We start from the raw sequence: 25,981 nt of genomic DNA, 5'->3' as shown, positions 1-25,981 counted from the left end.
GGTAATTTGGCATTTGACAAGTGCACGCTGTTGAGTTCTCAAGGATCGGATGCTCCTGCTACTCGGCCTCTCAGCTCCGCCCGCAGGGCAACTTCTCTATCTTACCCCTCTCGCTCTGCTTGTCAAATCGGCTCACCGTGACTGTTTCAGAGTCTCCGGTCAGCACTCTTCGCAAGCTTCGAGGAGTGGGATCCTCCATCCTAGACCCGAAGGTCGCGATCCTCAAGAGGATAAGAATGGGGCTGGTTCTCCACTTGAGGGGGGTAAGGCTCTCGGCCTCTCCGCTTCCCTGTGGGGCGAACGAGTACTAAGTTACGTGGCTCCCAGAGGTACGGCAAATCTTGCTCGCATCCCGGGCGTGTCGCCGCATGATTCCGTGATTTTCCGCCGGCACACTCGATCACCGGCCGACACGGCGCAAGGCTGACCGCCGTACCTGGGCGAGGATCGCCAACGCGACAGTGGCCGCACCCCACACGGCGCACGCGGGCGGAAGCACGCGGTACGCCAGGTGCGCCGCCGTGAAGTCCTCGTCGAGCGGCCCGAACTGCGCGAGCCCCCAGCACCATCCGCCGATGAGGATCGCCGGCAGCGAGAGCCACCACGCTCCGCGCACCCACGCGGGGAGAACGCGCACGACCGGTGCGACCGCATCCGCTCGAACGAACCAGACGAGCATCCAGACACCGATGATCGCGAGTCCGAGCACGCTGGATCCGTGCTGGAGCCAGGCATACCCCGCCAGCGGACCCCACCGCTCGTCGAGCATCGGGACGAGGTCCACGCCCCAGCGCCCTTCGTGGGTGAACAGGTCCCACACGATGTGGGTCACGACGCCGAACACGAGCGAGAGGATCGTCATCGTGAGCGCGCGCCCCGAGAAGCCGCCCGATCTCGCGTATCCGATGGTCTCGCGCAGGGCGCCGGCCGCAGGGGCATCCCATTCGCCGGGAAGCCTCTCGGCGAGCCGGCGCGGTGACAGCTCGCGCACCGCCGGCCGCAGCAGGCAGCGCCAGACGAGCAGAAGGACGAAAGCGAGCAGGGCGGTCGCCGCGATCCAGGTCAGGTCATGCGTGCGGCCGTAGTGCAACGGCAGTCCCCGGACGAACAGCGGCAGATCCGGGGTCATCGCCCCGATCGCGATCGCCGCCGGCACGAGCGGCGTCCGCACGAACGGCAGCGCGACGACAGCGTGGCTCGGGGTGAACGGCATTCCTCAGGCGTCGACGAAGACGCCGGCCAGCGTCTTCTTGCCGCGGCGCAGCACAGACACCCCGCCGGGAAGCGCCCCCGTGATTTCGGCATCCTCGCCCGCGACCTTGACGCCGTCGACCGAGACACCACCCTGCGCGATGGCGCGGCGGGCTTCGGACAGGCTTGCGACGAGTCCCGTCTCGACGAGCGCCTGGGTCACGGCGGTCCCGCGGGGAACGCTCGTGTTCGGCAGCTCATCGAGCGCCGTGCGCAGCGTCGCCGCGTCGAGCGCGTGCAGATCCCCCTGACCGAAAAGCGCATCGGATGCCGCGATCACGGCCGACGTCGCCTCGACGCCGTGCACGTAGGTCGTGACCTCGCGGGCGAGCCGGCGCTGCGCCTCGCGGCGGAACGGTTCGGCGGCGACGAGCCGCTCGTACTCCTCGATCTCGTCGCGCGTGAGGAACGTGAACACCTTGAGTCGCGAGACGACGTCGGCATCGTCGGTGTTGAGCCAGAACTGGTACATCCGGTACGGGCTGCACATCGTGGCATCCAGCCAGATCGCATTGCCTTCGCTCTTGCCGAACTTGGTGCCGTCGCTGTTGGTGATCAGCGGCGTGCCGATGGCGTGCACCGCCACACCCTCGACGCGGTGGATCAGATCCGTGCCGCTGGTGAGATTGCCCCACTGGTCGCTGCCCCCCGTCTGCAGCACGCAGTCGTACTGGCGGTGAAGCTCGAGGTAGTCCATGCCCTGCAGGATCTGGTAGCTGAACTCGGTGTAGCTGATGCCGGCCTCGGAGTTCAGACGGGCCGCGACGGCATCCTTCTTGAGCATCGTGCCGACGCGGTAGTGCTTGCCGACCTCGCGAAGGAAGTCGATCGCGCTCAGCGGCGCGGTCCAGTCGAGGTTGTTGACCAGGCGCGCCGCGTTGTCGCCGTCGAAGCTGAGGAATCGCTCGACCTGCGAGCGCAGACGCGTGACCCACTCCTCGATCGTCTCGCGCGTGTTCAGAGTGCGCTCGGCCGACGGACGCGGATCGCCGATGAGACCCGTGGACCCGCCGACCAGTCCGAGCGGCTTGTGGCCGGCCAGCTGCAGTCGGCGCAGCAGAAGCAGTTGGACGAGATTGCCCAGGTGAAGACTCGGCGCGGTCGGATCGAAGCCGCAGTAATACGTGATCGGGTCACCCGAGAGCAGCGCGCGCAGCGCATCCTGATCGGTGGACACATGCACGAGTCCGCGCCAGACGATTTCGTCCCAGACGTTCTCGAACGTCGGATCGTTGGCAGGCGCGGTCGCGCTCACGAGGCTGGATGACACGCGTTTCAGGCTATCAGCGGCGACGGATGCCACGGACAGAGGTCGTCAGCGCGCCGCCCACCAGACGAGCAACGCCGCGGCGAGGGCGAGCACCCAGCTGACGAGACTGCCGACGAGGAAGAACTCGGCTCGGTTGCCGTCGGTGCTGTCGCGCGAGATCTCGGGGAAGCGGACGATGCCCTTCGCCGCGAGGACGGCGGCGATGAGGGTGTACGCGCCCGTGAGCATGAGTGCGAAGACGATCACGCGCTCCAGCGGCCCGATGAGACGCCCGCCTTTGAGTCCGCCTGCCGCTGGGGCCTCGGTCTCGTCCGGGACCGCCGTGTGCTCGGCGCGCAAAGCCGTGCGCACGACGATGTTGCTGGATTCGAGCAGGAACGCCACGGCGCCGACAACGAGCACGAGCAGGTCCACAGGCACGCTCTCGCCGGGTGCCGGCAGCGCCCACAGCGTGTCGAAAGCGGTCGTCGCCGCTCGCGGACCGGCGACGATGACGGCCCCCGCCAAGGCGGCCCCGAACAGACCGACGGGCCACAGGCCGGCCCGGGCCCCGCCTCGAGCCGGCATCGTGAGCACCCACGCCGCCGCGACGGCGAGCGCGACCAGACCCCAGACGGCGGCGTCGACGAGCACCGCGACGAGGAAGACCACCACCGCGGCGAGCGCCATTGCGATCCAACGGCGCCGCGTGGTCTGGAATTGGCGGATCAGGTCGGCGACGCCGACCGCAAGGAGCGCGAGGCCGGCCGCGATCATGTGCGCACCTCGCGGGCGAGCTGCGCGAGCCCCTCGATGATCGAGCCGGCGCCGGCGGTCGCGAGGGCCTGTGACACGGCCGATTGGCTGATGCCCTCCGCCCGCGCGAGGTCGGCCTGCGTCTGACCGCGACACCGGCCGTAGGTCAGGCGACGGGCGCGTGCGCTCATGGCGCCCACGACGTGGTCGCGCGACAGCGCGTAGGCGTTCGCGAGCCGGACGGTCTGTGCCATGGCGGCATCATGCCCTGCCGCGGCGGCGACCCACGTGCGCGCGCTCGGCGCGGTGCGCTTCTGCAGGCCGTGGACGATCTCGATCGCGTCGCGCGCCGCCCACCAGCCGGGACCCTCGGGGATGCTGCCGGCGGCAGTCCGCACGACCTCGAGATCGCCGACCCCGACGCCGAAGCGGCATTCGATGCCCTCGGGCAGCGCGAGCCGCAGCAGCAGGAGCGAGGTGAGGGCGGCGTCCAGCGTCGGATAGGTCGCCTGCTGTTCATCACCGACAGTCGGGTGCAGGGGGTCCAGCGCGAGAGGGAAGTGGGCGTGCACGCCCGCGATCGTGTCGTCGAGATCGCGCTGCGCATGGTCGCGGTCGGGAAGTCGGCGCGACCCGATGATGTCGGCGATGACAGCGATCTGCATAGGATCAGGCTATAGCTTATTTATGCAAATGAAAAGCCTAGGGCTTATTTATCTGGATGATCAGTTCAGACCGAGAACGCGGGCTGCGGACTGCACGCGCTCGACCAGCTGTCCACGTTGCTCGGCGACCCGCTCGGGCGCTGTTCCGCCGACCCCATCGCGGCTCGCGACGGAGCCCTCGATCGTGAGCACGCTGCGTACGTCGGGGTTCAGATGCGCCGACACCTCGGCGAGAAGGTCGTCCGAGGCATCCTCGAGTCCGATCCCCCGCGTCTCGCACGCGCGCACGAGCGAACCCGAGATCTCATGCGCGTCGCGGAAGGGGACTCCGCGCTTGACGAGCCACTCGGCGACGTCGGTCGCGAGTGAGAAGCCCTGCGGTGCGAGCTCCGCCATGCGATCGGTGTCGAACCGCATGGTCGCGACCATGCCCGCGAACGCCGGCAGCACCGTCTCGAGCGTGCGCACCGAGTCGAACACGGGTTCCTTGTCTTCCTGCAGGTCGCGGTTGTACGCCAGCGGAAGAGCCTTGAGCGTGGCGAGGAGACCGGAGAGGTTGCCGATGAGCCGGCCGGCTTTGCCTCGCGCCAGCTCGGCGATGTCGGGGTTCTTCTTCTGGGGCATGATGCTGGAGCCGGTCGAGTAGCGGTCGTCGAGCGTGACGAAGCCGAACTCCCGCGTGTTCCACAGGATGATCTCTTCGGCGAACCGCGACAGATCGACGCCGATCATCGCCGCGATGAAGGCGAACTCCGCCACGACGTCGCGGGCCGACGTTCCATCGATCGAGTTCTCGGCGGGCCGATCGAGGCCGAGTTCGGTCGCGACGAGCTGAGGATCGAGCCCGAGGGTCGATCCTGCGAGGGCGCCTCCGCCGTACGGCGAGACGGCGGCACGGGCCGCCCAGTCGCGCAGCCTCTCGACCTCGCGCACGAGCGGCCAGGCATGCGCCTGCAGGTGGTGGGCGAGCAGGACCGGCTGCGCGTGCTGCAGGTGCGTGCGTCCCGGCATGATGGCCGCGGAATGGGCCTCTGCCTGCGCGACGATCGCGTCGACGACACGCAGGATGTCGCGCGCGATCGTGCGCGCATGGTCGAGCAGATACATCCGCACGAGCGTCGCGATCTGGTCGTTGCGGCTGCGGCCGGCGCGCAGCTTGCCGCCGAGCTCGGGACCCAGCTCGGCGATGAGCGCCTGCTCCAGTGCGCCGTGCACGTCTTCGTCCGATTCGGCAGCGACGAGGGTGCCGTCGGCGACACCGCGCGCCAGTGCGTCGAGGCCCACGTGCATCGCGTGCTCTTCGTCGACGGTGAGGTACCCTGCCGCGGCGAGCGCTTTCGCGTGCGCGTGCGATCCCGCGATGTCGTACAGCGCGAGGTCCCAGTCGAAGTGCGTCGAGCGGCTCAGCACGACCAGCTCGGGGGCCGGTCCCGAGGCGAATCGCGCCCCCCACAGTGCGCCCTCGTTGGTGCCGTGGCCATCGGTCGTCGGGGTGTCGTCGCTCACTCCGACAGCCTATCGGCGCGACCGCGGGCGATCGCCGCCGGAGCGCACGACGAGCCGGGCGACGCGGTCGAGCACCCACTCGAGCGGACCGCGCCCGATGAGCAGCGCCCACACCGTGCAGGCGGCGACGAGGATGAGCGTCATGGGCCAGAACGGCTCGAGCGCCCGGAAGCCGCCGAGATCCCCCGCGCGCCCGAGGACCACGGTCGCGATGACAGCCCAGGCGACCAGCTGCGCCGTGTAGGCCGTGAGCGGCATCGCCCCCACCGCCCGCAGCGGCAGCACGACCCAGGTCACGGCCGTGCGGCACAGCAGCAGGCATCCGCCGATCACCGCGATGGCGAACCCGCCCGACCCGATCACCTCGAACAGTCCGCTCGAATGGGGGTCGACCCGCAGCGCTCCTTCGGTCGCCTCGATCCCGCGCCCGACACCGTAGCCGAAGAGCGACAGCACGCTCCCCCACAGCAGCATCCGGAATTGGACACGCGCGCGGCGGATGTCGGCTCGCGCGACGCCGAGCCCCGCCAGGACGAAGGCGATCCAGACCGTGAAGGGATAGTGCCAGCCCAGGGCGAGCGACAGGTCGTTGCCCGCAACGCTCGACCACACGGGCAGCCCGTCGAGCAGGACCTGCACGAACGGCATGATGACGCCGAGCGCTCCCGCGAGCACGAGCAGGGTGCGGGCGCCGAACGACACGAAGGCGAGCGCGACCAGGAACATGATCGCGTACGCCGGCAGGATGACGTAGACGGGGACACCTGTCTCGATGAGCAGGATGCCGAGGATCCACAGCAGCCCCGCCCGCACGGCGAGGCGCAGCCGCGCGATCATCATGGGCGATCCTCGCAGCGGCGTCGCTCCCCCGGTCACGAGGCCGATCGAGACGCCCGCGAGGGTCGCGAACAGGATCGACGAGCGCCCGTCGACCACGGCGATCCACGAGTCGGGTTCGGGCCACTCGAACGCGACGTCGATGGCGATGAGGTGGGCCGTCAGCATGCCGATCACGGCTAGGCCGCGAGCGAGGTCGATGCCGGCGACTCGCGCCGCGCCGTTCAACCGCTCCCAGCGCGACGCGAGCCACGCGCGGGAGGCCGTCGAAGACCGGTTCACCGTCATGAGCGGATCAGGGCTGCCGGAGCAGCCAGACCAGGAGGGCCTTCTGCGCGTGCAGGCGGTTCTCCGCCTCGTCCCAGACGACGCTCTGCGGGCCGTCGATGACCTCGGAATCGACTTCGTAGCCGCGATCGGCCGGCAGGCAGTGGATGAAGATGGCGTCGGAATCGGCGAGCTGCATGAACTCCTCGGTCACCTTGTAGGCGCCGAGATCGCGCAGCCGCGCGAGCTTCTCTTCTTCTTTGCCCATCGACACCCACGTGTCGGTGACGATGACATCGGCACCTGCGGCCGCCTCGTTGGGATCGGTATACAGAGTCACCGACCCCCCGGTCTCGGCGGCACGGCGGTCGGCATCGGCGACGACGTCGTCGCGCGGAGCGTACTCTTCGGGCGATGCGACGCGGACGTGCATTCCGGCCGTCGCCCCCGCCAGAACATAGGAGTGCGCCATGTTCGACTTGCCGTCCCCGAAGAAAGCGAGGGTCAACCCCTTCAGCTCGCCCTTGTGCTCGCGGATCGTCAGCAGGTCAGCCAGCAGCTGGCACGGGTGGAAGTCGTCCGAGAGTGCGTTCACGACGGGCACGCGCGTGCCCCGCGCCATCTCCTCGAGACCCGATTGCGCGTAGGTGCGCCACACGATCGCGGCGACCTGGCGTTCGAGGACGCGCGCCGTGTCGGAGGGGGTCTCCTTGCCGCCGAGCTGACTGTTGGCCGTCGAGATGATGAGCGGCGATCCGCCCAGATCGGCGATGCCGACCGCGAAGGAGACCCGCGTCCTCGTCGACGACTTGTCGAAGATGACGGCGACGGTCTGCGGCCCCGCGAGGCTCTTGTCGGCCCAGCGGTCCTGCTTGAGAGCGAGGGCGAGATCGAGGATCTCGCTCTGCTCGGCCTGCGTCAGATCGTCGTCGCGGAGCAGATGACGGGTCATGCGGTTCCTTCCAGGTCTGCCTCGACGGCCGACAGGGCTGCCGCGAAGAGCGTCTCGAACTCGTCGAGCTCGACGTCGCCGATGTTCAGTGCCGGCACGAGCCGGATGGTGGAGTCGTTCGGGGCGTTGACGATGAGCCCGCGGAGCAGCGCGGCGTCGACGACCTGCTTCGCGACGGGATGCCGCAGGCTCACGCCGATGAGCAGCCCGAGGCCGCGGCATCCGGTCACGAGCGATGAGTCGATGCGCGCGATGATCCGCCTCAGCTGCGCGCCGCGCTCGGCGGCGTTGGCGAGGAGGTCCGCCCGCTCGATCTCGCCGAGCACGGCGTTGGCCGCAGCGGTGCCGAGCGCGTTGCCGCCGAACGTCGTGCCGTGCGTGCCGGGGTAGAACAGCTCGCTCGCCGGCTCGAACGTGATGAGCGCGCCGATGGGGAAGCCGCCGCCGATGCCCTTGGCGACCGTGATCGCGTCGGGCACGATGCCGGCGCGCTGGAAGGCGAACCACTCCCCCGTGCGCCCCGCGCCGGTCTGGATCTCGTCGATCACGAGCAGCGCGCCGTGCCGCGCGGTGAGCTCACGGGCCGCTTCGAGGTAGCCGGCGGGAAGCTCGACGACGCCCGCTTCGCCCTTGACCGGTTCGATGAACAGGGCAGCCACCCGATCGTCGATCGCCGCTTCGAGCGCTTCGACGGTCGAGTCGATGAACTCGACGCCCGGCGTCATCGGCAGGAACGGCTCCTGCATCGCGGGCTTGCCCGTCAGCGCGAGCGTGCCCATCGTGCGGCCGTGGAAGGCGTCGGTGAGGGCCAGGATGCGCGGACGCTCCGCGCCGCCGTGCAAACGGGCGAGCTTGAAGGCGGCCTCATTGGCCTCGGCACCGGAGTTGCCGAAGTACACCCGGCCTGCCTCGCCCGTGCCCGCGAGGCGCTTGAGCCGCGCGGCGAGCTCGAGCTGCGGCGGCGTGGCGAAGAAGTTCGAGACGTGCGTGAGGGTCGCCGCCTGCGACGCGACGGCGTCGACGAAGACGGGGTGCGCATGGCCGAGCGAGGTGACGGCGATGCCCGCGAGGAAGTCCAGGTAGCGGCGGTCGTCGGCGTCCCACACGTGCGAGCCCTCGCCGCGGACGAGCATCGCCATCCGCGGTGCGAAGCTGCGGACGAGGTCTCGTCCTTCGTCGTCCTGCCAGGTCATGCGCTGACCACCTCTGTTCCGATTCCTTTGCTGGTGAAGATCTCGACGAGCACCGAGTGCGGCACCCGTCCGTCGATGATCGCGGCGGTCTCGACGCCGCCCTCGACCGCTTCGAGGCACGCGTTCATCTTCGGGATCATCCCTGATTCCAGCTGCGGCAGCATGTCGCGCAGCGCGGTCGAGGTGATGTGCGAGACGAGCGAGTCGCGGTTCGGCCAGTCGGCATAGAGGCCGGCGACGTCGGTCAGGATGACGAGCTTCGCGGCGCCCAGAGCAACGGCGAGCGCGGATGCGGCCGCATCCGCGTTCACGTTGAGTGAGTGTCCGGCCTGGTCGAGATCGGGCGCGATCGATGAGACGACGGGGATCCGTCCCGCGGCGATCTGGTCGAGCACCTGCTGCGGGTCGACATGGACGACATCGCCGACTCGGCCGAGGTCGTGTTCGATCCCCTCGATCACGACGCCGCGGCGCCGTCCGCCGAACAGCCCCGCGTCCTCACCGCTCAATCCCGTCGCGACGGGGCCGTGCGCGTTGATCTTGCTCACGAGCTGCGGATTGATCTGCCCGGTCAGCACCATGCGCACGACCGAGATGGCCTCCGTGCTCGTGACGCGGTATCCGCCCTTGAACTCGCTCGGGATCTCGAGGCGATCGAGCATCGACGAGATCTGCGGGCCTCCGCCGTGCACGACGACCGGCTTGACCCCGACGTACCGGAGGTAGGCGATGTCGGCGGCGAAGGCGTCCTGCAGCTCCTCGGAGACCATCGCGTTGCCGCCGTACTTGATGACGATGATCTGGTCGCGGAAGCGGCGCAGCCACGGCAGGGACTCGATGAGCGTCGCCGCCTTCACGCTCGCCTCGGCGGGGTCGGTGTCCTGGATGTCGGTCATGAGGCCTGCTTGTTCATGAGGAGTACGCGCTGTTCTCGTGGACGTAGTCGTGCGTGAGGTCGTTCGTGTAGATCGTCGCCGCGGCAGCGCCCGTCTTGAGGTCGATCAGCAGGGCCGTCGCGCGCGGCGTCAGGTCGACGTCGTCGCGCGGTCGGTCGGGTCCGCCTTGCGTGCACACCCGCACGCCGTTCATCCACACGTCCACGTCGTACGGATCGAAGGCCGCGGCGGTCGTGCCGATGGCGGCGAGCACGCGTCCCCAGTTCGGGTCGTTGCCGAAGACCGCCGCTTTGAAGAGATTGTTGCGGGCGACCGAGCGGCCCACCTCGACCGCGTCGTCTTCGGATGCCGCGCCGATGACCTGGATCGTGATGTCGTGCCCCGCGCCCTCGGCGTCACCCTGCAGCTGCACGGCGAGGTCGGTGCACACGTCGATGAGCGCCTGGCGGAACGCATCCGGATCCGGCGTCACGCCGGAGGCCCCGCTCACCATGAGGGTGACCTGGTCGTTCGTGGACATGCAGCCGTCCGAGTCGAGCCGGTCGAAGCTCACGCGCGTCGCCGCCCGGAGGTGGGCATCGGCCTCGGCGGCCGTCAGGACGGCGTCGGTCGTGAGGACCACGAGCATCGTCGCGAGGCCGGGTGCCAGCATCCCGGCGCCCTTCGCGATCCCACCGATGGTCCAGCCGTCACCCGCGACCGAGGTCGTCTTTGCGCGCGAGTCGGTCGTCATGATGGCTTCGGATGCCGCGGCTCCGCCGTCGTCCGAGAGTTCCGCGATCGCCTGCTCGGTGCCGGCGAGCACCTTCGCGCGGAAGACCTCGTCGCCCGTGCCGATGAGCCCCGTCGAGCACACCTGGATGTCGCCCGCGCTCACTCCGAGGAGCGTCGCCGCCTTCTCGGCCGTCTCGTGCGTCGTCTGGAACCCGAACGCGCCCGTGAAGCAGTTCGCGCCGCCGGAGTTGAGCACGATCGCCTCGACGACACCGTCTTGGATGGCCCGCTCCGACCACAGGATGGGGTTGGCCTTCGCGCGGTTGCTCGTGAACACCGCCGCGCCCACCTTGAGCGGACCGCGGTTGACGACGACCGCGACATCGGGCTTGCCCGTCGATTTGAGCCCGGCGGCGACTCCGGCCGCTTCGAAACCCCGGGGTGTCGTGACGCTCACGGCGCGACTCCGTTCACGCTCAGCGCCGTGGCTTCGGCGAGCCCGAGCGCGATGTTCATGGACTGCACGGCGGCACCCGCCGTGCCCTTGGTGAGGTTGTCGACGGCGGTGACGACGACGACGCGGTTCGCCGGCCGATCGATCGCGAGGCCCATGAGGGCGGTGTTGGCGCCGATGACGTCGGCGGTGCGCGGGAACTGCCCCTCGGGAAGAACCTGCACGAAGACCTCGTCGCCGTAGGCCGCCTGCCACGCGTCGCGGATCTCGGTGTCCGACGTCCCCGGCACGATCGGCGCCGTCGACGTCGCGAGGATGCCGCGCGCCATCGGCACGATGACGGGCGTGAACGAGACGCGGATCCCCTCGTCAGCCGCCCCGGCCCCTGAGCGTGTTGCCCCGGTCCCTGAGCTTGCGCCCCCGGTCCCTGAGCTTGCCGAAGGGTCGCCCCTCCGCGCCGCGGCGAGCGCTTGCCGGATCTCGGGGATGTGCCGGTGCGTGCCGCCGACGGCGTAGGGATTGGCCGTGCCGAGGATCTCGCTCGCCAGAAGGTTCGTCTTGAGGCTCTTGCCCGCGCCGCTGGGTCCGACCGCGAGCACGGTGACGATGTCGGACGGGTCGATGACGCCCGCTGCCACCCCGGGCGCAAGACTCAGGCTGACGGTCGAGGCGTTGCAGCCCGGAGCGGCGATCCGCGTCGCACCGACGAGCCGGTCGCGCTGCTTCGTACCGGCGACCGGCAGCTCCGGCACCCCGTACACCCACGGCTCGTGGAAGTCGCCGCCGTAGAAGTGGTCCCAATCCGTGACGGATTCGAGCCGGTGGTCGGCGCCGGCGTCGATCACGAGCGCCGTCTCGGCGAGGGCGTCGGTGTACTGGCCGGACTGACCGTGCGGCAGGGCGAGGAAGACGATGTCGTGCCCCGCGAGGACCTCGGGCGTCGTCTCGCGCAGCGTCAGATGCGCGAGCGAGCGCAGGTGCGGCTGGTGCTGGATGAGCGGCTGTCCCGCGTTCGAATGCGCGGTCACGGTGCGGATCTCGACGTCGGGATGCGCGGCGAGGATCCGAAGGATCTCACCGCCCGCATAGCCGGATGCGCCGGAGACGGCGACCGAATATGTCATGGATTCCACCTTAGAGTCTGGGGTCGGGTGCCGGTGGCGGCGACGCCCGCGTCCCACGACATCGTCGGGGCCCGCCGCACGGCGGATCGCGGGGTCGCCTAGAGTCGGCGGCCGTCCAGACGTCGGCGCGTGGGGGCCGGGCCCGCGCCGTTCAGCGCGCTCGAGAACCGCGTGGAGAGCGGGAGCGTGGCCGAAGGCATGCGCCGACGATAGCCCTCGAACCGCGGCATCCGCAACTCGCCGTTGCGGGTCACTCGCGCAGAGTCGCGCCGAAACGGTCGGCGGCGATGGCGAGGCCCGCGAGCTTCGCGTCCGTCGCCTCGGCAGCGGTGAGTGTGCGATCGGGCGCCCGGAAGCGCAGCGCGAACGTCAGGCTCTTACTCCCTTCGGGCACACCCGCGCCGCGGTAGTCATCGACGAGGCGCAGCGATTCGAGCAGCTCCCCCGCCCCCTCGACGAGCGCCGCGCGCACCTCGGCGGCGGCGAGGTCGTCGGCGACGACGAGTGAGATGTCCTGCGTCGCAGCCGGGTATCCCGAGAGGGATGCCGCGACCACGCGCTCGCCCGCGAGCTGCAGCACGAGGTCGAGGTCGAGCTCGGCGACGACGACGCGGCCGTGCAGGTCGACCGCCTCGGCGACGGCGGGCAGCACTTCGCCGACGTAGCCGACCTCGGTGCTTCCGACCGAGAGGATGCCGGTGCGACCGGGGTGCAGGGCCGCACGCTGCGCCTGGGCGACCTCGATATCGACGCCCGCCGCGTGCGCGATCGTGCGGACCGCGTCGAGGGCGTCGGCGATGCCCGCCGTGACGGCGGGCTGTCCGGGCTGCTTCGCGACGACCGTGCCGGTGAGCAGCACCGCGACGTGCCGAGGCTGCGCGGGGATCGATGCGTCGATCTCGGTGAGCGTCGCTGCGTCGGGACGAACCGCCAGCGGCGGTACGGCCGTCGTGCCGTAGTCGCGACCCGGCTCGGGCAGGAACACGGTGCCGGTCTCGAACAGGGCGAGGTCGGTGAGACCGCGCGACTGGTTGCGGTGCGCGACCTGCAGCAGAGCGGGCACGAGCGAGCGGCGCAAGAACGGATGCTGTCCGTCGAGCGGGTTCGCGAGCTTGACCGAGGGCACGTGCTCGCCGGACGCCGACCCGTGCAGGTCATTGTCGGCCTCGGTCGTGAAGGGGAAGGACGGGGTCTCGACATAGCCGGCCGCGGCGAGCGCGTTCGCGACGCGGCGGCGGCCCTGCTGGGCGAGCGTGAGCCCGCGACCCGACGGCGGCGTCGGCAGCACCGAGGGGATGCGGTCGTACCCCTCGATGCGGGCGACCTCTTCGGCGAGAGTCCACTTGTCGGTGAGGTCGGGGCGCCAGGACGGCGGGATGACGATCCACTCCCCGTCACGCTCGGTGACGTCGCATCCGATCATCTCGAGGGCCGCGACGATCTCCTCACGGGTGTAGTCGACGCCGATGAGCCCCTCGACGAACCCGGCCGGAAGCGCGACTCCCGCGATCTGGACGTCAGCGAACAGCGCGCCGCCGACGGCGGTGTCCAGCGTGCCGCCGGCGTACTCGACCATGAGGTCGGCAACGCGTCGCGCCGCCACGAAGGGCACGAGCGGGTCGACGCCGCGCTCGAAGCGCCGCGACGCTTCGCTGGGCAGCTTGTGACGACGGGCCGTACGCGCGATCGAGACGGTGTCGAAGATCGCCGCTTCGATGAGCACGTTCCGCGTGGCATCCGACATCTCGGTCGTGCCGCCGCCCATGACGCCGGCCAGACCGATGGGACCGGACTCATCCGTGATGAGCAGGTCCTCCGTGCTGAGCGTGCGCACCTTGCCGTCGAGCGTCTCGAGCGTCTCGCCCTCGGTCGCGCGGCGCACCGTGATGCCGCCCGTGAGCCGGTCGAGGTCGTAGCCGTGGATCGGCTGGCCGAGCTCGAGCATGACGTAGTTGGTGATGTCGATGAGGACGCCGAGCGAGCGGATGCCGGCGAGCGTGAGCCGTGCGACCATCCATGCCGGGGTGGGCTTGGTCGGGTCGACGTCGCGCACGATGCGCACGGCGAACTCCGACGCGCCGACGCGCCCGCGGATGGGCGCATCGTCGCGAACGGCGACCGCGAAGCCCTCGGCGGGCTGCTGCAGGTCACCCCACTCGCGCAGACCCGGGTCGCGGAACGCCGCGCCCGTGGCGTGCGCGTACTCGCGGGCGATGCCGCGCAGCGAGAGGGCGTACCCCCGGTCGGGGGTCACGTTGACCTCGACGGCGACATCATCGAGTCCGAGCAGGGCGATCGCATCCGTGCCCGAGGGCGCATCGATGCCGAGTTCGACCAGGCGCAGGATGCCGGCGTGCTCGTCGCCGAGTCCGAGCTCCTTGGCCGAGGCGATCATGCCATCCGAGACGTGCCCGTAGGTCTTGCGCGCCGCGATCGGGAAGGGTCCGGGGAGGACCGAGCCCGGCAAGGTCACGACGACCTTGTCGCCGGCGAAGAAGTTGTGCGCGCCGCACACGATGCCGCGCACTCCCCCGTGCTCGGTGCCGACGTCGACCTGGCACCAGCGGATCGTCTTGCCGTTGGACTGCGGTTCGTCGACGTACTCGACGACCTCACCGACGACGATGGGGCCGGACAGCTCGAATCCGTGCACGTCCTCCTCTTCGAAGCCGACGGACACGAGCGCCGCCAGGACGTCTTCGGGCGTGGCATCCGCCGCGACATCGACGTACTCACGCAACCACGAAAGCGGGACGCGCATCAGACCACCATTCCGAACTGCTCACTGAAGCGGACATCGCCCTCGGCCATGTCGCGCATGTCCTGGACGTCACTGCGGAACATGAGCGTGCGCTCGATGCCCATGCCGAAGGCGAAGCCGGAGTACTCCTCCGGGTCGATCCCCGCCGCGCGCAGCACGTTGGGGTTGACCATGCCGCATCCGCCCCACTCGATCCAGCGCGCGCCGCCCGTGAAGGTCGGGTGCCACAGGTCGAGCTCGGCCGACGGCTCGGTGAAGGGGAAGTAGTTGGCGCGGAAGCGCGTCTTGGCCTCGGGGCCGAAGAGCACCTTCGCGGCGTGATCGAGCGTGCCCTTGAGGTGGGCCATCGTGATGCCCTTGTCGATGACGAGGCCCTCGAACTGCGTGAACACCGGAAGATGCGTCGCGTCGAACTCGTCGGTGCGGTACACCCGCCCGGGGCACAGCACGTAGATCGGCAGGTCGCGCTCGAGCATCGAGCGCACCTGGACGGGGCTCGTGTGCGTGCGCATGACGAGATGCCGGGCGACGGGGTCGACGAAGAAGGTGTCCTGCATCTGACGCGCCGGGTGGTCCACGTCGAAGTTCAGGGCGTCGAAGTTGTACCACTCGTGCTCGAGCTCGGGGCCCTCGGCGATCTCCCACCCCATGCCGACGAAGATGTCGGCGATCTGCTCCTGCAACAGCGAGATCGGATGCCGCGCACCGACGCGGGCACGCGCGGCGAGGGCCGTGATGTCGATCCGCTCGGCTTCGAGCTGAGCCGCGGTCTCGGCCGCGACGAGCTCCTGCTCGCGGGCGGCGAGCGCCTGCGTCACCCGCCCGCGCGCCTGCCCGACGAGCTTGCCGAACTCGGCCTTGCGCTCGTTCGGGACATTGCGCAGCTGGGCGTTGAGCCGGGCGAGCGGTGAGCCTTCGGCGGAGTGCGCCGATCGGGCGGACTTCAGCGCGGCGGTGTCACCCGCTGCGGCGATGGCTTCGAGCGCGGCCTGCACCGCGGCATCCACCGCCTCGGGCGTGATCGTGGGGTTCTCGGGTGCGTCGGACACGAGAACCGAGTCTACCGACGCGCGGCAGACGTCAGCGCGCGGCGGGTCAGGCGCCTCGGGTGTCGTTGCGCTGCGTGTCGCGTTCGCGCTGCGTGATGATGAGCTCGGTGTCGGTCGTCTCCTGCAGCAGCGGATCGATCGTCGTCTGAGCCGCAGCGATCCGCGGCGAGCGGCGCATGCGCACCTCGAGCCACTTCGCGAAGCCGGACAGGATGAGGCAGAACGAGATGTAGATCACCGCGATCACGATGCCCGCCTGCAGGATCGGGCGGTCGTACTGTGCCTGGCTTCCCAGCAGACGGCCGAAGTAGAGCAGTTCGTTGTAGGTGATGATCGAACCGAGAGCCGTGTCCTTGAGCGTCACGACGAGCTGCGCGACGATGACGGGCAGCATGGCACGCACCGCCTGCGGCAGCAGGATGAGGCGCATGACGCCGTTCTTGCGCAGACCGATCGCATAGCCCGCTTCGCGCTGGCCGCGTGGGACGGACTCGACGCCGGCGCGGAAGACCTCGGCCAGCACCGAGCCGTTGTAGACCGTGAGCGCGATCACGACCGCCCAATACGGGTCCATCTTCACCCCGATGACGGGGAGCCCGTAGAACAGCAGCATCATGAGGATCAGCACGGGCACCGCCCGGAAGATCTCGACGAGGAAGACGAAGGGCGCACGCACCCACGCGTGATCGGACAGCCGGCCGATCGCGAGCGTGAACCCGACGACGAGGCTGAGCACCGCGGCGAGGGCGAAGGCGGCGAGCGTGCGGCCGGCGGCGGCGGCGATCTGCTCCCACACCGAGGCGAAGGTGAAGATATACCACTTCTCGGGCGACAGCTGCCCCGTGATGAACATCTGATAGACGACGAATCCGATGACGGCGACGATCGCGAGCACCGTCACGATGCCGAGGATCCGGTTGCGGATGACAGCCCGAGGGCCGGGCAGGTCGTACAGGACGGAACTCATCGCACGATCCTCCAACGGTTCTCGAGTGTTCGCTGCAGCCAGGACAGGAGCAGTACCAGGACGACGAAGACCGCCGCGACCCAGAGCAGGACGACCAGCGCGTTCTCTCCGCGCTCGGAGAGGTTGGCCCGGATGATTCCGAGCTCAGCCACCGAGAAGCCCGCCGCAACCGTCGTGTTCTTCAGCAACGCGATGAGCACGCTCATCATGGGCGGCACGACGGAGCGGAACGCCTGGGGAAGCACGACGAGCGTCATCACCTGACCGAAGCCCAGACCGAGCGCACGGGCGGCTTCGGCCTGACCGAGAGGAACGGTGTTGACACCGGCGCGCAGCACCTCGGCGACGTAGGTCGCCGTGTAGATGCCCAGCGCCCATATCGCCAGAACCGTGTATCCGGGGTTCCACAGACCGAGCTGCGGGTAGGCGAGGGCGAAGAAGAAGAAGACCAGCGTGAGAGGGGTGTTGCGCACGACATTTACGTAGAGCGTGCCGACGCCGCGCGCGATGGGTATGGGCGAGACGCGCATCGCGCCCACGAGGGTTCCGAGGACGAGCGCCATCACGCCACCCGCGAAGAACAGCAGGAGCGTGTTGCTCAGCGCCTGTCCCCAAAGGTCCCAGTTGTCGAAAATGACGCCCACGTGCGTCCCCTCTTCAGAGTGGGTCGGGCGCCCGCGGAACGGACGCCCGACCAGGATCGATCAGTACGCGTCTACCGCGGGCTGCTCGACCACGATGCCGGATGCGCCGAGGTTCCGGTCGAAGATCGCCTGCCAGATCTCCCCGCCATCCGTGAACAGCGTGTTGATGTGCGAGCGCAGCGCGTCGTCGCCCTTGGGCACGCCCACGCCGTAGCGCTCCTCGCTGAACGGTTCGCCGACGACCTTGATCTCGTCGGGGTACAGCGCGGCGTAGCCGATGAGGATGGCCTGGTCCGTCGTGACGGCGTCGACCTGTCCGTTCATGAGGGCTTCGACGCAGAGCGAGTAGACGTCGAACTCCGTCGTGGGGACATCAGGGAAGTTCTCCTTGATGTTCTGGATCGGAGTCGAACCCGTTGCCGAGCACACGTTGGTGTCGGAGCCGAGGTCGTCCTCGCTGGTGATGTCGCTGTCGGCTGCGACGAGCAGGCCCTGACCGGTGATGAAGTACGGTCCGGCGAAGTCGATCGACTCCTTGCGGCTGTCGGTGATCGAGTAGGTGCCGACGTAGTAGTCGATGTCGCCGTTCATGATCGCCTGCTCGCGGTTGGCCGAGGCGATCGGCTTGAACTCGATGTCCGCTTCGTCGAAACCGAGCGAGGCGGCGATCCAACGCGCGATGTCGACGTCGAAGCCGCTGCGCTCGTTCGTCGTGACGTCGAGGAAGCCGAGACCCGGCTGGTCCTCCTTGACACCGACGACGACGCCACCGCGGCTCGTCATGGCATCGAACGTGGGGCTGTCGTCGATCGAGACGTCTTCGGCGACGGTGAACCAGGCCGTGCCTTCGTCAGTTCCGTCTCCGCCGTCTTCGGGGGCCGTGCCCGGCGTGCCGCTGTTGCACGCCGTCAGGGCGAGCGCCGCGATGGCGAGTCCGGCGAATGCGCCGCCGATACGTGTTCTGCGCATGTGATCCTCCTGGGTTTCGTATGCGTTTTGTGCGCCGCGCCCGGTGCTGGGGGCGCGGGGTCTAGTGGGTGAGCAGCTTCGAGAGGAAGTCCTTCGCCCGGTCGCTCCGCGGGTTGGTGAAGAACTCCTCGGGCGTGCCCTCTTCGACGATGAGCCCGTCGGCCATGAACACGACGCGATCGGCCGCCTTGCGGGCGAAGCCCATCTCGTGCGTCACGACGATCATGGTCATGCCGTCGTGCGCGAGGCCGACCATGACATCGAGCACTTCGTTGATCATCTCGGGGTCGAGCGCGCTCGTCGGCTCGTCGAACAGCATGACCTTCGGCTGCATCGCGAGGGCCCGCGCGATCGCCACGCGCTGCTGCTGCCCGCCCGAGAGCTGTGCCGGGAGCTTGGACGCCTGGTGGCCGACCCCCACGCGATCGAGCAGCTGCGTGGCGAGCTTGTCGGCATCCGCCTTCTTCATGCCCTTGACCTTGAGCGGGCCGAGCGTGACGTTCTCGAGGATCGTGAGGTGCGAGAAGAGGTTGAACGACTGGAACACCATGCCGACGTCTGCGCGCAGCGCGGCGAGCCCCTTGCCCTCTTTGGGCAGCTCTTTGCCGTCGATCGTGATGCTGCCGCTCGTGATCGTCTCGAGCCGGTTGATCGTGCGGCACAGCGTCGACTTGCCCGAGCCGGACGGCCCGATCACGACGACGACCTCACCGCGGTTCACGGTGAGGTTGATGTCGGTGAGCGCCTGGAAATCGCCGTAGTGCTTCTGCACGTCGGTGATCTCGACGAGCGGGTCACCCCGCCTGACGCTGATGTTCGACGTCTTCGGCGCAGCATCGGAGGTCGTCATATCGACACCCTACGGGTGCGTGCCGACGCGATGCAGGTGTCGCCACCGAGCTTTATCGATCCGTGACCGGAGTCACGCGCGCTGCGCGAAGGCCGTCTCGTACAGGCAGACGCTCGCGGCGGTCGCGAGGTTCAGCGATTCGGCGGCACCGTAGATGGGCAGTCGCAGCGACAGATCGACCAGGGCGAGCGCCTCGTCGTCGAGGCCGCGCGCCTCGTTTCCGAACAGCCACGCCGTGGGTTCTGCCAGCAGCGTCCGCGCCGCGAGGAAGTCCTCTCCTCCGACGTCGGCCGCGATGACGCGCACGTCCGCCGCGCGTGCCCGTTCGATCGCCACGCTGAGGTCGACGCCGACGGCGACGGGAAGGTGGAAGAGCGAGCCGGTCGTGGCGCGGACGACCTTGGGGTTGTAGGGATCGACCGTGCGACCGGTCAGCACGACGGCGTCGGCTCCGGCGGCATCCGCTGCTCGGATGATCGTGCCGAGGTTGCCGGGGTCGCGCACTTCCTCGCAGATCACGACGAGGCGGGGGGATGCCGCGAACACATCGCGCACCGATGTCGGCGTCTGGCGGGCGACGGCGACGATGCCCTGCGGCGTGACCGTGTCGGCCATGGCGTCGAGCACGGCTTCGGTCGTGAAGACGACCTCGACGCCGGCGTCGGTCGCGGCGTCGCGGATGTCGGTGTGCTTCTCGAACGCCGTGGGTGTCGCGAACACCTCGACGAGCGTGTCCGGGCGGTAGGCGAGCGCTTCGCGCGCGGCCTGCGGTCCTTCGAGCAGGAAGAGCCCGGTCTCCTGGCGCGCACTGCGTTTGGTCAGCTTGGCCACCGCGCGTACTCGGGGCGACCGCGGGTTCTCGAGCACGCTCTCAGCATAGATCCCGCGGTGACCGCGAGACCGCATCGGAGCGCCGAGACCGTGGGGTTCACCCGCAGTCTCGGCCTCCCCCTGCAGTCTCGCGGTCATGGGGACGGGGAACGGCGAAGGGCGCCCTCCCGGAGGAGGACGCCCTTCGATGTGCGCCTGCGGCGCTCCGCGATGACCGGGTCGGTCAGGCGCTCTTGGGCGCGTTGACGTTCTCGGGCAGCGCCTTGCGCGCGGTCTCGACGAGCGACGCGAACGTGGCCGGCTCGTTCACCGCGAGCTCGGCGAGCATGCGGCGATCGACCTGCACGCCCGCGAGGCCGAGGCCCTGGATGAAGCGGTTGTACGTGATGCCGTTCTGGCGGGCAGCGGCGTTGATGCGCTGGATCCACAGGCGGCGGAAGTCGCCCTTGCGCTTGCGGCGGTCGCGGTACGCGTAGACGAGCGAGTGGGTGACCTGCTCCTTCGCCTTGCGGTACAGGCGCGAACGCTGACCCCGGTATCCGGAGGCGCGTTCGAGGATGACGCGACGCTTCTTCTGGGCGTTGACGGCCCGCTTGACTCTAGCCATTTCGTTTCGTTCCTATTCGTGCGAGAGCGCTCAGAGACCGAGGAGCTTCTTGGCGACCTTGGCGTCGCCGGGAGCCAGGATCTTGTCGGCGGACAGACGGCGCGTGCGCTTGGTCGGCTTGCCCTCGAAGTTGTGGCGGAGGTTCGCCTGCTGCCTCATGATCTTGCCGCTGCCGGTGACCTTGAAACGCTTCTTGGCACCCGAGTGGGTCTTCTGCTTCGGCATTTCTCTTCCTTCGTTGTCTTTCCCGCCGGGGCGGGAGTCGTAACCCGCCGGAGCGGGAATCTGCGGGCCTATGCGGCGTCGGTGTCTTCGTCCGACGAGCCCGAGCGAGAAGAACGTGCTGCCTCTTTGTTGGCGGCGCGCTGGGCGTTCTGCTCGGTCTTCACTTCGGACTTGTTCTTGTGCGGTGCGATCACCATGACCATGTTCCGCCCGTCGATCGTGGGGCTCGACTCGACCGTTCCGAACTCGGCGACATCCTCGGCGAACTTGCGCAGCAGACGCACGCCCTGCTCGGGACGCGACTGCTCACGACCGCGGAACAGGATCATCGCCTTCACCTTGTCGCCGGTCTTGAGGAAGCCCTCGGCGCGCTTGCGCTTGGTCTGGTAGTCGTGCGCGTCGATCTTCAGCCGGAAGCGGACCTCTTTGAGGACCGTGTTCGCCTGGTTGCGACGTGCTTCCTTGGCCTTCTGCGCTGCCTCGTACTTGAACTTGCCGTAGTCCATGATCTTGACCACGGGAGGCTTCGAGTTCGGGGCCACCTCGACGAGATCAAGGTCAGCCTCCTGCGCCAGACGCAGCGCCACTTCGATGCGGACGACGCCGACCTGCTCTCCGGCGGGACCCACGAGACGGACCTCGGGGACGCGGATGCGGTCATTGGTACGGGGATCGCTGATGCGGAGCTCCTCTTATCGTGCGGGGTGTCGGCACCGCGGCACGGGTGTGTCGCGGGCGGAAGAGGAGCATTCCACCCAGACGGCGCGAGCGCCGGCTTGCTGCACCCTGACTGCCCCGTACGTTTGTGCGCGCGGGGCGGAGTGCAAGACCCGGTAGCCTGGAGCGGCAAGCGCGGGTGGGATGTGATCCACTTTCCACTCCGGAGCAGAACGCTCCGAAGACCGCCACAGTCTAGCAGAAAGAGTCGCGTGAACACGATTCGGGATGACGAAGCACAGGATGCCGCGCGCGGTGACGACGACGAGCGGCACCGCCGCTGGGAGGAGCAGGAGCGCGCAGCCTCGTCGGCGACCCGCGATATCGCCGACGTCCCCGCCGTCGAGATCATCACGACGGCGGCCGTGCACCTCATGAGCGCCGCAGCGGTCAAGGTCGGCCTCGCCGACGATCCGGCGGCGCAGACCGACCTCGACGAAGGGCGCAAGCTCATCAACGCGCTCGCGGGCCTTATCACCGCCGGCGCTCCGGAGATCAGCGACATGCACGCGCGCTCGCTGCGCGACGGTCTGCGCTCGCTCCAGCTCGCCTTCCGCGAGGCTTCGGTCATCGAAGACCCGATCGGCAAGGGCCCCGGCGAGAAGTGGACCGGCCCGGTCACCTGACGATCAGCCGCGGACGAGCTTGACCGTCAGCGAGTCCACGAGCACCGCGATCCGGTCATCGGCTGCCCATCGGGATGCCAGCCGGGACAGCACGGCGTCGAGGGCGCTCGCGTCGAGCCCGTCGATGAGGTGCAGTCTCACGACGAGCTCCGGGCCGCGCAGCCTGGCCGTGGGATCGCCGGGCTCCACGGACAGGTCGAGCACCGCGAGCTCTCCCCCGATGCTCTCGGCCAGCCCCGCGAAGACCTCGGGCGACGAGAAGCTCGGCTCCCACGCGTGCCCCTGCGCGATCGCCCACACGGCGGGGCGGCGCAGCACGAGCTCGGTCGGCGAGGTCGGGTCGATCACGATCAGGTCGGTGTCATCGTCGACGGCGGCCACCGCCGTGCGCACGCCGTCGGCCGGCACGGGCCGAGCCGCGGCATCCCATCGGGACATCGTCTCGACCGAGGTGAACACGGGCAGCACACGTCGTCCGTCAGGAGCTGCGACCGTGACGATCGAGAGCTCCTGCGTCTTGTCGACGACGTGGCCGTGCGGTCCGATCCCCTCGTCGCCCTTCTCGGCGACGAGCGGGATCAGCAGGCGGGCTCGGCGGTACGCTTCGACGATCGCCGTCTGATCGCCGGCGCCGGCGCGGAACGCCTGCAGCGCCGCGAGCAGCTGCGGGTCGGCGGACCCGTCGTCGTGCGTGTGCGGATTGGCCTGGAAACTGCGCCCCTCCCACGGAACCCCCGCGGAGTCCGACAGGTGCGCGTCGTGGCAGCCCTCAGCGTCCTGCGACATCCAGCGCCTCGGCGAGCGTGAACGCTCCCGCGTAGAGCGCCTTGCCGACGATCGCGCCTTCGACGCCGAGCGAGACGAGCTCCCGCAGCGCCGCGATGTCGTCGAGGCTCGAGACGCCGCCCGAGGCGATGACCGGTTTGGGCGTGCGCGAGGTCATCTCACGCAGCAGCTCGAGGTTCGGGCCGTTCAGCATGCCGTCCTTCGTGACGTCGGTCACGACGTAGCGGCTGCACCCGGCCTCTTCGAGACGCTCGAGGACGGCCCACAGGTCGCCGCCTTCGCGCGTCCAGCCGCGCGCGGCGAGCGTCGTGCCGCGCACGTCGAGGCCGACGGCCACGAACTCGCCGTAGCGGCTGATGACCGACGCCGCCCATTCGGGGTTCTCGAGCGCCGCCGTGCCGAGGTTGACGCGGGATGCACCGGATTCGAGCGCCGATTCGAGCGAGCGGTCGTCGCGGATACCGCCGGACACCTCGACCTGCACGCCCTTGACGTGCTTGATGACCTTGCGCAGCACGGCGGCGTTGCTGCCGCGACCGAAGGCCGCATCGAGATCGACCAGGTGAATCCACTGCGCGCCCTGCTCGGCCCAGTCGTGGGCCGCGTCGATCGGGTCGCCGTAGCTCGTCTCGGTGCCGGCCTCACCCTGGGTGAGCCGGACGGCCTTGCCGCCTGCCACGTCGACGGCGGGAAGCAGGATCAGTTCGGGTGTGGACGCGAAATCGTTCATGGCTCCTCGTGTGGGACTCTCACGCGGCCGGACGGCGCGGACGACACGACTTCAGAGGCTAGTCGCGCCGAGGCCGTCGACCCAATTCGACAGCAGGCGGATGCCGGCGGAGCCCGACTTCTCGGGATGGAACTGCGTCGCCGAGAGCGGGCCGTTCTCGACGGCGGCGAGGAAACGCCCGCCGTGCGTCGCCCACGTCAGGGTCGGCGCCGCGAAGGGCTCCTGCGGCTCGAGCTGCCACTGCTGCGCGGCGAAGGAGTGCACGAAGTAGAAGCGCTCCTGCTCGATCCCGGCGAACAGCCGCGAGCCGGGCGCGGCATCGACGGTGTTCCACCCCATGTGCGGCAGCACGGGCGCATCGAGCTCGGTGACCGCACCGGGCCACTCCCCGAGACCCTCGGTGACGGTCCCGCGTTCGAGGCCCCGCTCGAACAGCACCTGCATCCCGACGCAGATCCCGAGCACGGGCCGGCCGCCGGCCAGCCGTCGGTCGATGATCTCCTCGCCGCGGATGGCGCGCAGTGCCTGCATGACGGCGGCGAACGCCCCGACGCCGGGCACGAGCAGCCCGTCAGCGTCGAGCGCGAGACCGCGATCGGCGGTGAGTCGCGCGTCGGCCCCCGCGAGCGTCAGCGCTTTGACGGCGGAATGGACGTTTCCCGAGCCGTAGTCGAGGACCGCGACGAGCGGGCGAGAGGTCACAGAGCACCCTTCGTGCTCGGGATGCCCTCGACGAGCGGGTCGCGGGCCTTGGCCTGGCGGAATGCGCGCGCGAACGCTTTGTACTCGGCCTCGGCGATGTGGTGCGGGTCGCGCCCGGCCAGGAGCCTGACGTGCGTCGTGAGCCCCGCGTGGAACGAGATCGCCTCGAACGTGTGGCGCACCAGCGAGCCGGTGAAGTGACCGCCGATGAGGTGGAGCTCGAAGCCCGCGGGCTCGCCCGTGTGCACGAGGAAGGGACGCCCGCTGATGTCGACGACCGCCTGCGCGAGTGCCTCGTCGAGCGGCACGAGCGCGTCGCCGTACCGCGAGATGCCCGCCTTGTCGCCGAGCGCCTCGCCGATCGCCTGCCCGAGGACGATCGAGACGTCCTCCACGGTGTGGTGGGCGTCGATGTGGGTGTCGCCCGAGGCGCGCACCGTCAGATCCGTCAGGGAGTGCTTCGCGAACGCCGTCAGCATGTGGTCGAAGAACGGCACCGTCGTGTCGATGTGACTGCGCCCGGTTCCGTCGAGGTCGAGCTCGAGCTCGACGGTGGACTCGCTCGTCGCGCGTCGGGCGGAGGCGACGCGGTGGTCGTCAGGACGGGTCATGCGGTCGATTCTATCGAGGCCAGCGCGTCGAGGAACGCCGTCGTCTCGTCTTCGGTGCCCGCCGTCACCCGCAGGTGGTGCGGGATCCCGACGTCGCGGATGAGGACACCCTGCTCGTACAGTGCACGCCACACGGCCGCGGGGTCATCGACTCCCCCGAACAGCACGAAGTTCGTCCAGGATTCGTGCGGCGCGTACCCGAGCGCCTCGACCGTCGCCGAGATGCGATCGCGCTGAACGATGATCTCGTCGACCATGCTGAGCATGACGGGAGCGTGGCGCAGCGCGGCCGTCGCCGCCGCCTGGGTGAGAGCGCTCAAGTGATACGGCAGCCGGACGAGACGCAGCGCATCGATGACGGCCTCGTCAGCGGCGAGGTATCCCACTCTCGCGCCGGCGAAGGCGAACGCCTTGCTCATGGTGCGCGAGACGATGAGTCGCTCGCGCCCGGGCAGGAGCGTCACGGCCGAGGCGGACCCGTGGGGGGCGAACTCCTGATAGGCCTCGTCGACGACGACGACGCCCGCCGTGGCGTCGTAGACGGCCTCGACGACGTCGAGAGGCAGCGGAGTGCCCGTGGGGTTGTTCGGTGCGCACAGGAACACGACGTCGGCCTGGGCCCGTGCGACCTGGGATGCCGCGTCGTCGGCCGTGATCGTGAAGTCCGGCTCGCGCGTGCCGCCCGTCCACGATGCTCCGGTCGCGCGCGCGAGCAGCGGGTACATCGAGTACGTGGGAGCGAAGCCGAAGGCCGTGCGCCCCGGCCCGCCGAAGGCCTGCAGCACGTGCTGGAGCACTTCGTTGGATCCGTTGGCGGCCCAGATCTGGTCGGCGGTGAGCCCGTGCCCGAGGTATTCCGCGAACCCTTCGCGCAGTCCGACGAACTCGCGATCGGGGTAGCGGTTCACATCGTGCAGCGCGATCGCGACGGAGTCGAGGATGTCGTCGGCGACCTCTTGCGGCACGGGGTGCGTGTTCTCGTTGACGTTCAGCGCGACGGGAAGCGGCGCTTGCGGTGCACCGTAGGGCGTCATGCCCCGCA

Annotated in this window: 27 protein-coding genes; 1 reads left to right on the top strand and 26 read right to left on the bottom strand. The window is 69.3% G+C overall.

The window, feature by feature from the left end:
- Nucleotides 1-400: 400 nt before the first annotated feature.
- The 21 genes from ACWICD_RS03090 to infC all read right to left on the bottom strand — a co-directional run bounded on the left by ACWICD_RS03090 (nt 401) and on the right by infC (nt 21,447).
- Nucleotides 401-1,213: a DUF4184 family protein gene (locus ACWICD_RS03090; protein WP_454139224.1), complete on the bottom strand. Its 813-nt coding sequence runs from the start codon at nt 1,211-1,213 to the stop codon at nt 401-403.
- Nucleotides 1,214-1,216: 3 nt separating this feature from the next.
- Nucleotides 1,217-2,521 (bottom strand): tyrosine--tRNA ligase, encoded by a 1,305-nt coding sequence (tyrS, locus tag ACWICD_RS03085; RefSeq protein WP_376128174.1) that lies wholly within the window; start codon nt 2,519-2,521, stop codon nt 1,217-1,219.
- Between the two features lie 45 nt (nt 2,522-2,566).
- Nucleotides 2,567-3,277, bottom strand: coding sequence for a hypothetical protein (locus tag ACWICD_RS03080; RefSeq protein WP_454139223.1), 711 nt, complete (start codon nt 3,275-3,277; stop codon nt 2,567-2,569).
- Nucleotides 3,274-3,921, bottom strand: a complete 648-nt coding sequence (locus ACWICD_RS03075) for a SatD family protein (protein WP_376128178.1) — start codon at nt 3,919-3,921, stop codon at nt 3,274-3,276. The genes ACWICD_RS03080 and ACWICD_RS03075 overlap by 4 nt, the downstream gene beginning before the upstream one ends.
- A gap of 60 nt (nt 3,922-3,981) precedes the next feature.
- Nucleotides 3,982-5,427, bottom strand: coding sequence for an argininosuccinate lyase (gene argH, locus ACWICD_RS03070; protein ID WP_454139222.1), 1,446 nt, complete (start codon nt 5,425-5,427; stop codon nt 3,982-3,984).
- 9 nt (nt 5,428-5,436) lie between these two features.
- A complete protein-coding gene (locus ACWICD_RS03065; protein ID WP_454139221.1) occupies nt 5,437-6,546 on the bottom strand; it encodes a heparan-alpha-glucosaminide N-acetyltransferase domain-containing protein in 1,110 nt (369 codons plus the stop codon).
- A gap of 13 nt (nt 6,547-6,559) precedes the next feature.
- On the bottom strand, nt 6,560-7,483 hold the full coding sequence (gene argF, locus ACWICD_RS03060; RefSeq protein WP_376128183.1) for an ornithine carbamoyltransferase: 924 nt from the start codon (nt 7,481-7,483) through the stop codon (nt 6,560-6,562).
- A complete protein-coding gene (locus ACWICD_RS03055) occupies nt 7,480-8,676 on the bottom strand; it encodes an acetylornithine transaminase (RefSeq protein ID WP_454139220.1) in 1,197 nt (398 codons plus the stop codon). Before ACWICD_RS03055 ends, argF begins: the two co-directional genes overlap by 4 nt.
- Entirely contained in the window at nt 8,673-9,572 is a 900-nt protein-coding gene (argB, locus tag ACWICD_RS03050) for an acetylglutamate kinase (RefSeq protein ID WP_376128187.1), read from the bottom strand. The genes ACWICD_RS03055 and argB overlap by 4 nt, the downstream gene beginning before the upstream one ends.
- A 13-nt stretch (nt 9,573-9,585) precedes the next feature.
- Nucleotides 9,586-10,743, bottom strand: coding sequence for a bifunctional glutamate N-acetyltransferase/amino-acid acetyltransferase ArgJ (gene argJ / locus ACWICD_RS03045; protein WP_454139219.1), 1,158 nt, complete (start codon nt 10,741-10,743; stop codon nt 9,586-9,588).
- On the bottom strand, nt 10,740-11,864 hold the full coding sequence (locus ACWICD_RS03040) for an N-acetyl-gamma-glutamyl-phosphate reductase (RefSeq protein ID WP_454139218.1): 1,125 nt from the start codon (nt 11,862-11,864) through the stop codon (nt 10,740-10,742). Before ACWICD_RS03040 ends, argJ begins: the two co-directional genes overlap by 4 nt.
- Nucleotides 11,865-12,114: 250 nt before the next feature.
- A complete protein-coding gene (gene pheT, locus ACWICD_RS03035; protein ID WP_454139217.1) occupies nt 12,115-14,625 on the bottom strand; it encodes a phenylalanine--tRNA ligase subunit beta in 2,511 nt (836 codons plus the stop codon).
- Entirely contained in the window at nt 14,625-15,674 is a 1,050-nt protein-coding gene (pheS, locus tag ACWICD_RS03030) for a phenylalanine--tRNA ligase subunit alpha (protein WP_376128195.1), read from the bottom strand. The genes pheT and pheS overlap by 1 nt, the downstream gene beginning before the upstream one ends.
- Before the next feature lie 46 nt (nt 15,675-15,720).
- Nucleotides 15,721-16,641, bottom strand: a complete 921-nt coding sequence (locus ACWICD_RS03025) for an amino acid ABC transporter permease (RefSeq protein WP_376128196.1) — start codon at nt 16,639-16,641, stop codon at nt 15,721-15,723.
- On the bottom strand, nt 16,638-17,285 hold the full coding sequence (locus ACWICD_RS03020) for an amino acid ABC transporter permease (RefSeq protein WP_376128198.1): 648 nt from the start codon (nt 17,283-17,285) through the stop codon (nt 16,638-16,640). Before ACWICD_RS03020 ends, ACWICD_RS03025 begins: the two co-directional genes overlap by 4 nt.
- Before the next feature lie 60 nt (nt 17,286-17,345).
- Complete coding sequence (locus tag ACWICD_RS03015; protein ID WP_376128200.1) at nt 17,346-18,254, bottom strand: glutamate ABC transporter substrate-binding protein; 909 nt, start codon at nt 18,252-18,254, stop codon at nt 17,346-17,348.
- Between the two features lie 61 nt (nt 18,255-18,315).
- Nucleotides 18,316-19,104, bottom strand: a complete 789-nt coding sequence (locus ACWICD_RS03010; protein ID WP_376128202.1) for an amino acid ABC transporter ATP-binding protein — start codon at nt 19,102-19,104, stop codon at nt 18,316-18,318.
- 72 nt (nt 19,105-19,176) lie between these two features.
- Nucleotides 19,177-19,971: a TrmH family RNA methyltransferase gene (locus ACWICD_RS03005; RefSeq protein WP_376128204.1), complete on the bottom strand. Its 795-nt coding sequence runs from the start codon at nt 19,969-19,971 to the stop codon at nt 19,177-19,179.
- 187 nt (nt 19,972-20,158) lie between these two features.
- Nucleotides 20,159-20,542 (bottom strand): 50S ribosomal protein L20, encoded by a 384-nt coding sequence (gene rplT / locus ACWICD_RS03000; protein ID WP_376128206.1) that lies wholly within the window; start codon nt 20,540-20,542, stop codon nt 20,159-20,161.
- 30 nt (nt 20,543-20,572) lie between these two features.
- Nucleotides 20,573-20,767: a 50S ribosomal protein L35 gene (rpmI, locus tag ACWICD_RS02995; RefSeq protein ID WP_376128208.1), complete on the bottom strand. Its 195-nt coding sequence runs from the start codon at nt 20,765-20,767 to the stop codon at nt 20,573-20,575.
- Between the two features lie 68 nt (nt 20,768-20,835).
- Nucleotides 20,836-21,447: a translation initiation factor IF-3 gene (gene infC, locus ACWICD_RS02990; RefSeq protein WP_376128227.1), complete on the bottom strand. Its 612-nt coding sequence runs from the start codon at nt 21,445-21,447 to the stop codon at nt 20,836-20,838.
- A 249-nt stretch (nt 21,448-21,696) separates the two neighbouring features.
- On the opposite strand from infC, the gene ACWICD_RS02985 reads away from it, so the two are divergent.
- On the top strand, nt 21,697-22,110 hold the full coding sequence (locus ACWICD_RS02985) for a DUF1844 domain-containing protein (RefSeq protein ID WP_454139216.1): 414 nt from the start codon (nt 21,697-21,699) through the stop codon (nt 22,108-22,110).
- A 3-nt stretch (nt 22,111-22,113) separates the two neighbouring features.
- Here the strand turns inward: ACWICD_RS02985 and ACWICD_RS02980 are convergent, their stop codons facing one another.
- Genes ACWICD_RS02980 through ACWICD_RS02960 form a run of 5 tightly spaced genes read right to left on the bottom strand, consistent with a single transcriptional unit; the run spans nt 22,114 to nt 25,973 of the window.
- On the bottom strand, nt 22,114-22,896 hold the full coding sequence (locus tag ACWICD_RS02980) for an SseB family protein (protein ID WP_376128212.1): 783 nt from the start codon (nt 22,894-22,896) through the stop codon (nt 22,114-22,116).
- Nucleotides 22,880-23,626 carry a bifunctional 1-(5-phosphoribosyl)-5-((5-phosphoribosylamino)methylideneamino)imidazole-4-carboxamide isomerase/phosphoribosylanthranilate isomerase PriA gene (gene priA, locus ACWICD_RS02975; RefSeq protein WP_376128213.1) on the bottom strand — a complete coding sequence of 249 codons (747 nt, stop codon included), beginning with the start codon at nt 23,624-23,626 and terminating at the stop codon, nt 22,880-22,882. Before priA ends, ACWICD_RS02980 begins: the two co-directional genes overlap by 17 nt.
- A gap of 51 nt (nt 23,627-23,677) precedes the next feature.
- Nucleotides 23,678-24,328: an imidazole glycerol phosphate synthase subunit HisH gene (gene hisH / locus ACWICD_RS02970; RefSeq protein WP_376128214.1), complete on the bottom strand. Its 651-nt coding sequence runs from the start codon at nt 24,326-24,328 to the stop codon at nt 23,678-23,680.
- Nucleotides 24,325-24,939, bottom strand: a complete 615-nt coding sequence (hisB, locus tag ACWICD_RS02965; RefSeq protein WP_454139215.1) for an imidazoleglycerol-phosphate dehydratase HisB — start codon at nt 24,937-24,939, stop codon at nt 24,325-24,327. The genes hisH and hisB overlap by 4 nt, the downstream gene beginning before the upstream one ends.
- Nucleotides 24,936-25,973 (bottom strand): histidinol-phosphate transaminase, encoded by a 1,038-nt coding sequence (locus ACWICD_RS02960; RefSeq protein ID WP_454139236.1) that lies wholly within the window; start codon nt 25,971-25,973, stop codon nt 24,936-24,938. The genes hisB and ACWICD_RS02960 overlap by 4 nt, the downstream gene beginning before the upstream one ends.
- Between the last annotated feature and the right edge of the window lie 8 nt (nt 25,974-25,981).

The organism is Microbacterium sp. NPDC055357, from assembly GCF_053644835.1.
This window is presented reverse-complemented; position numbering and strand designations above follow the sequence as displayed.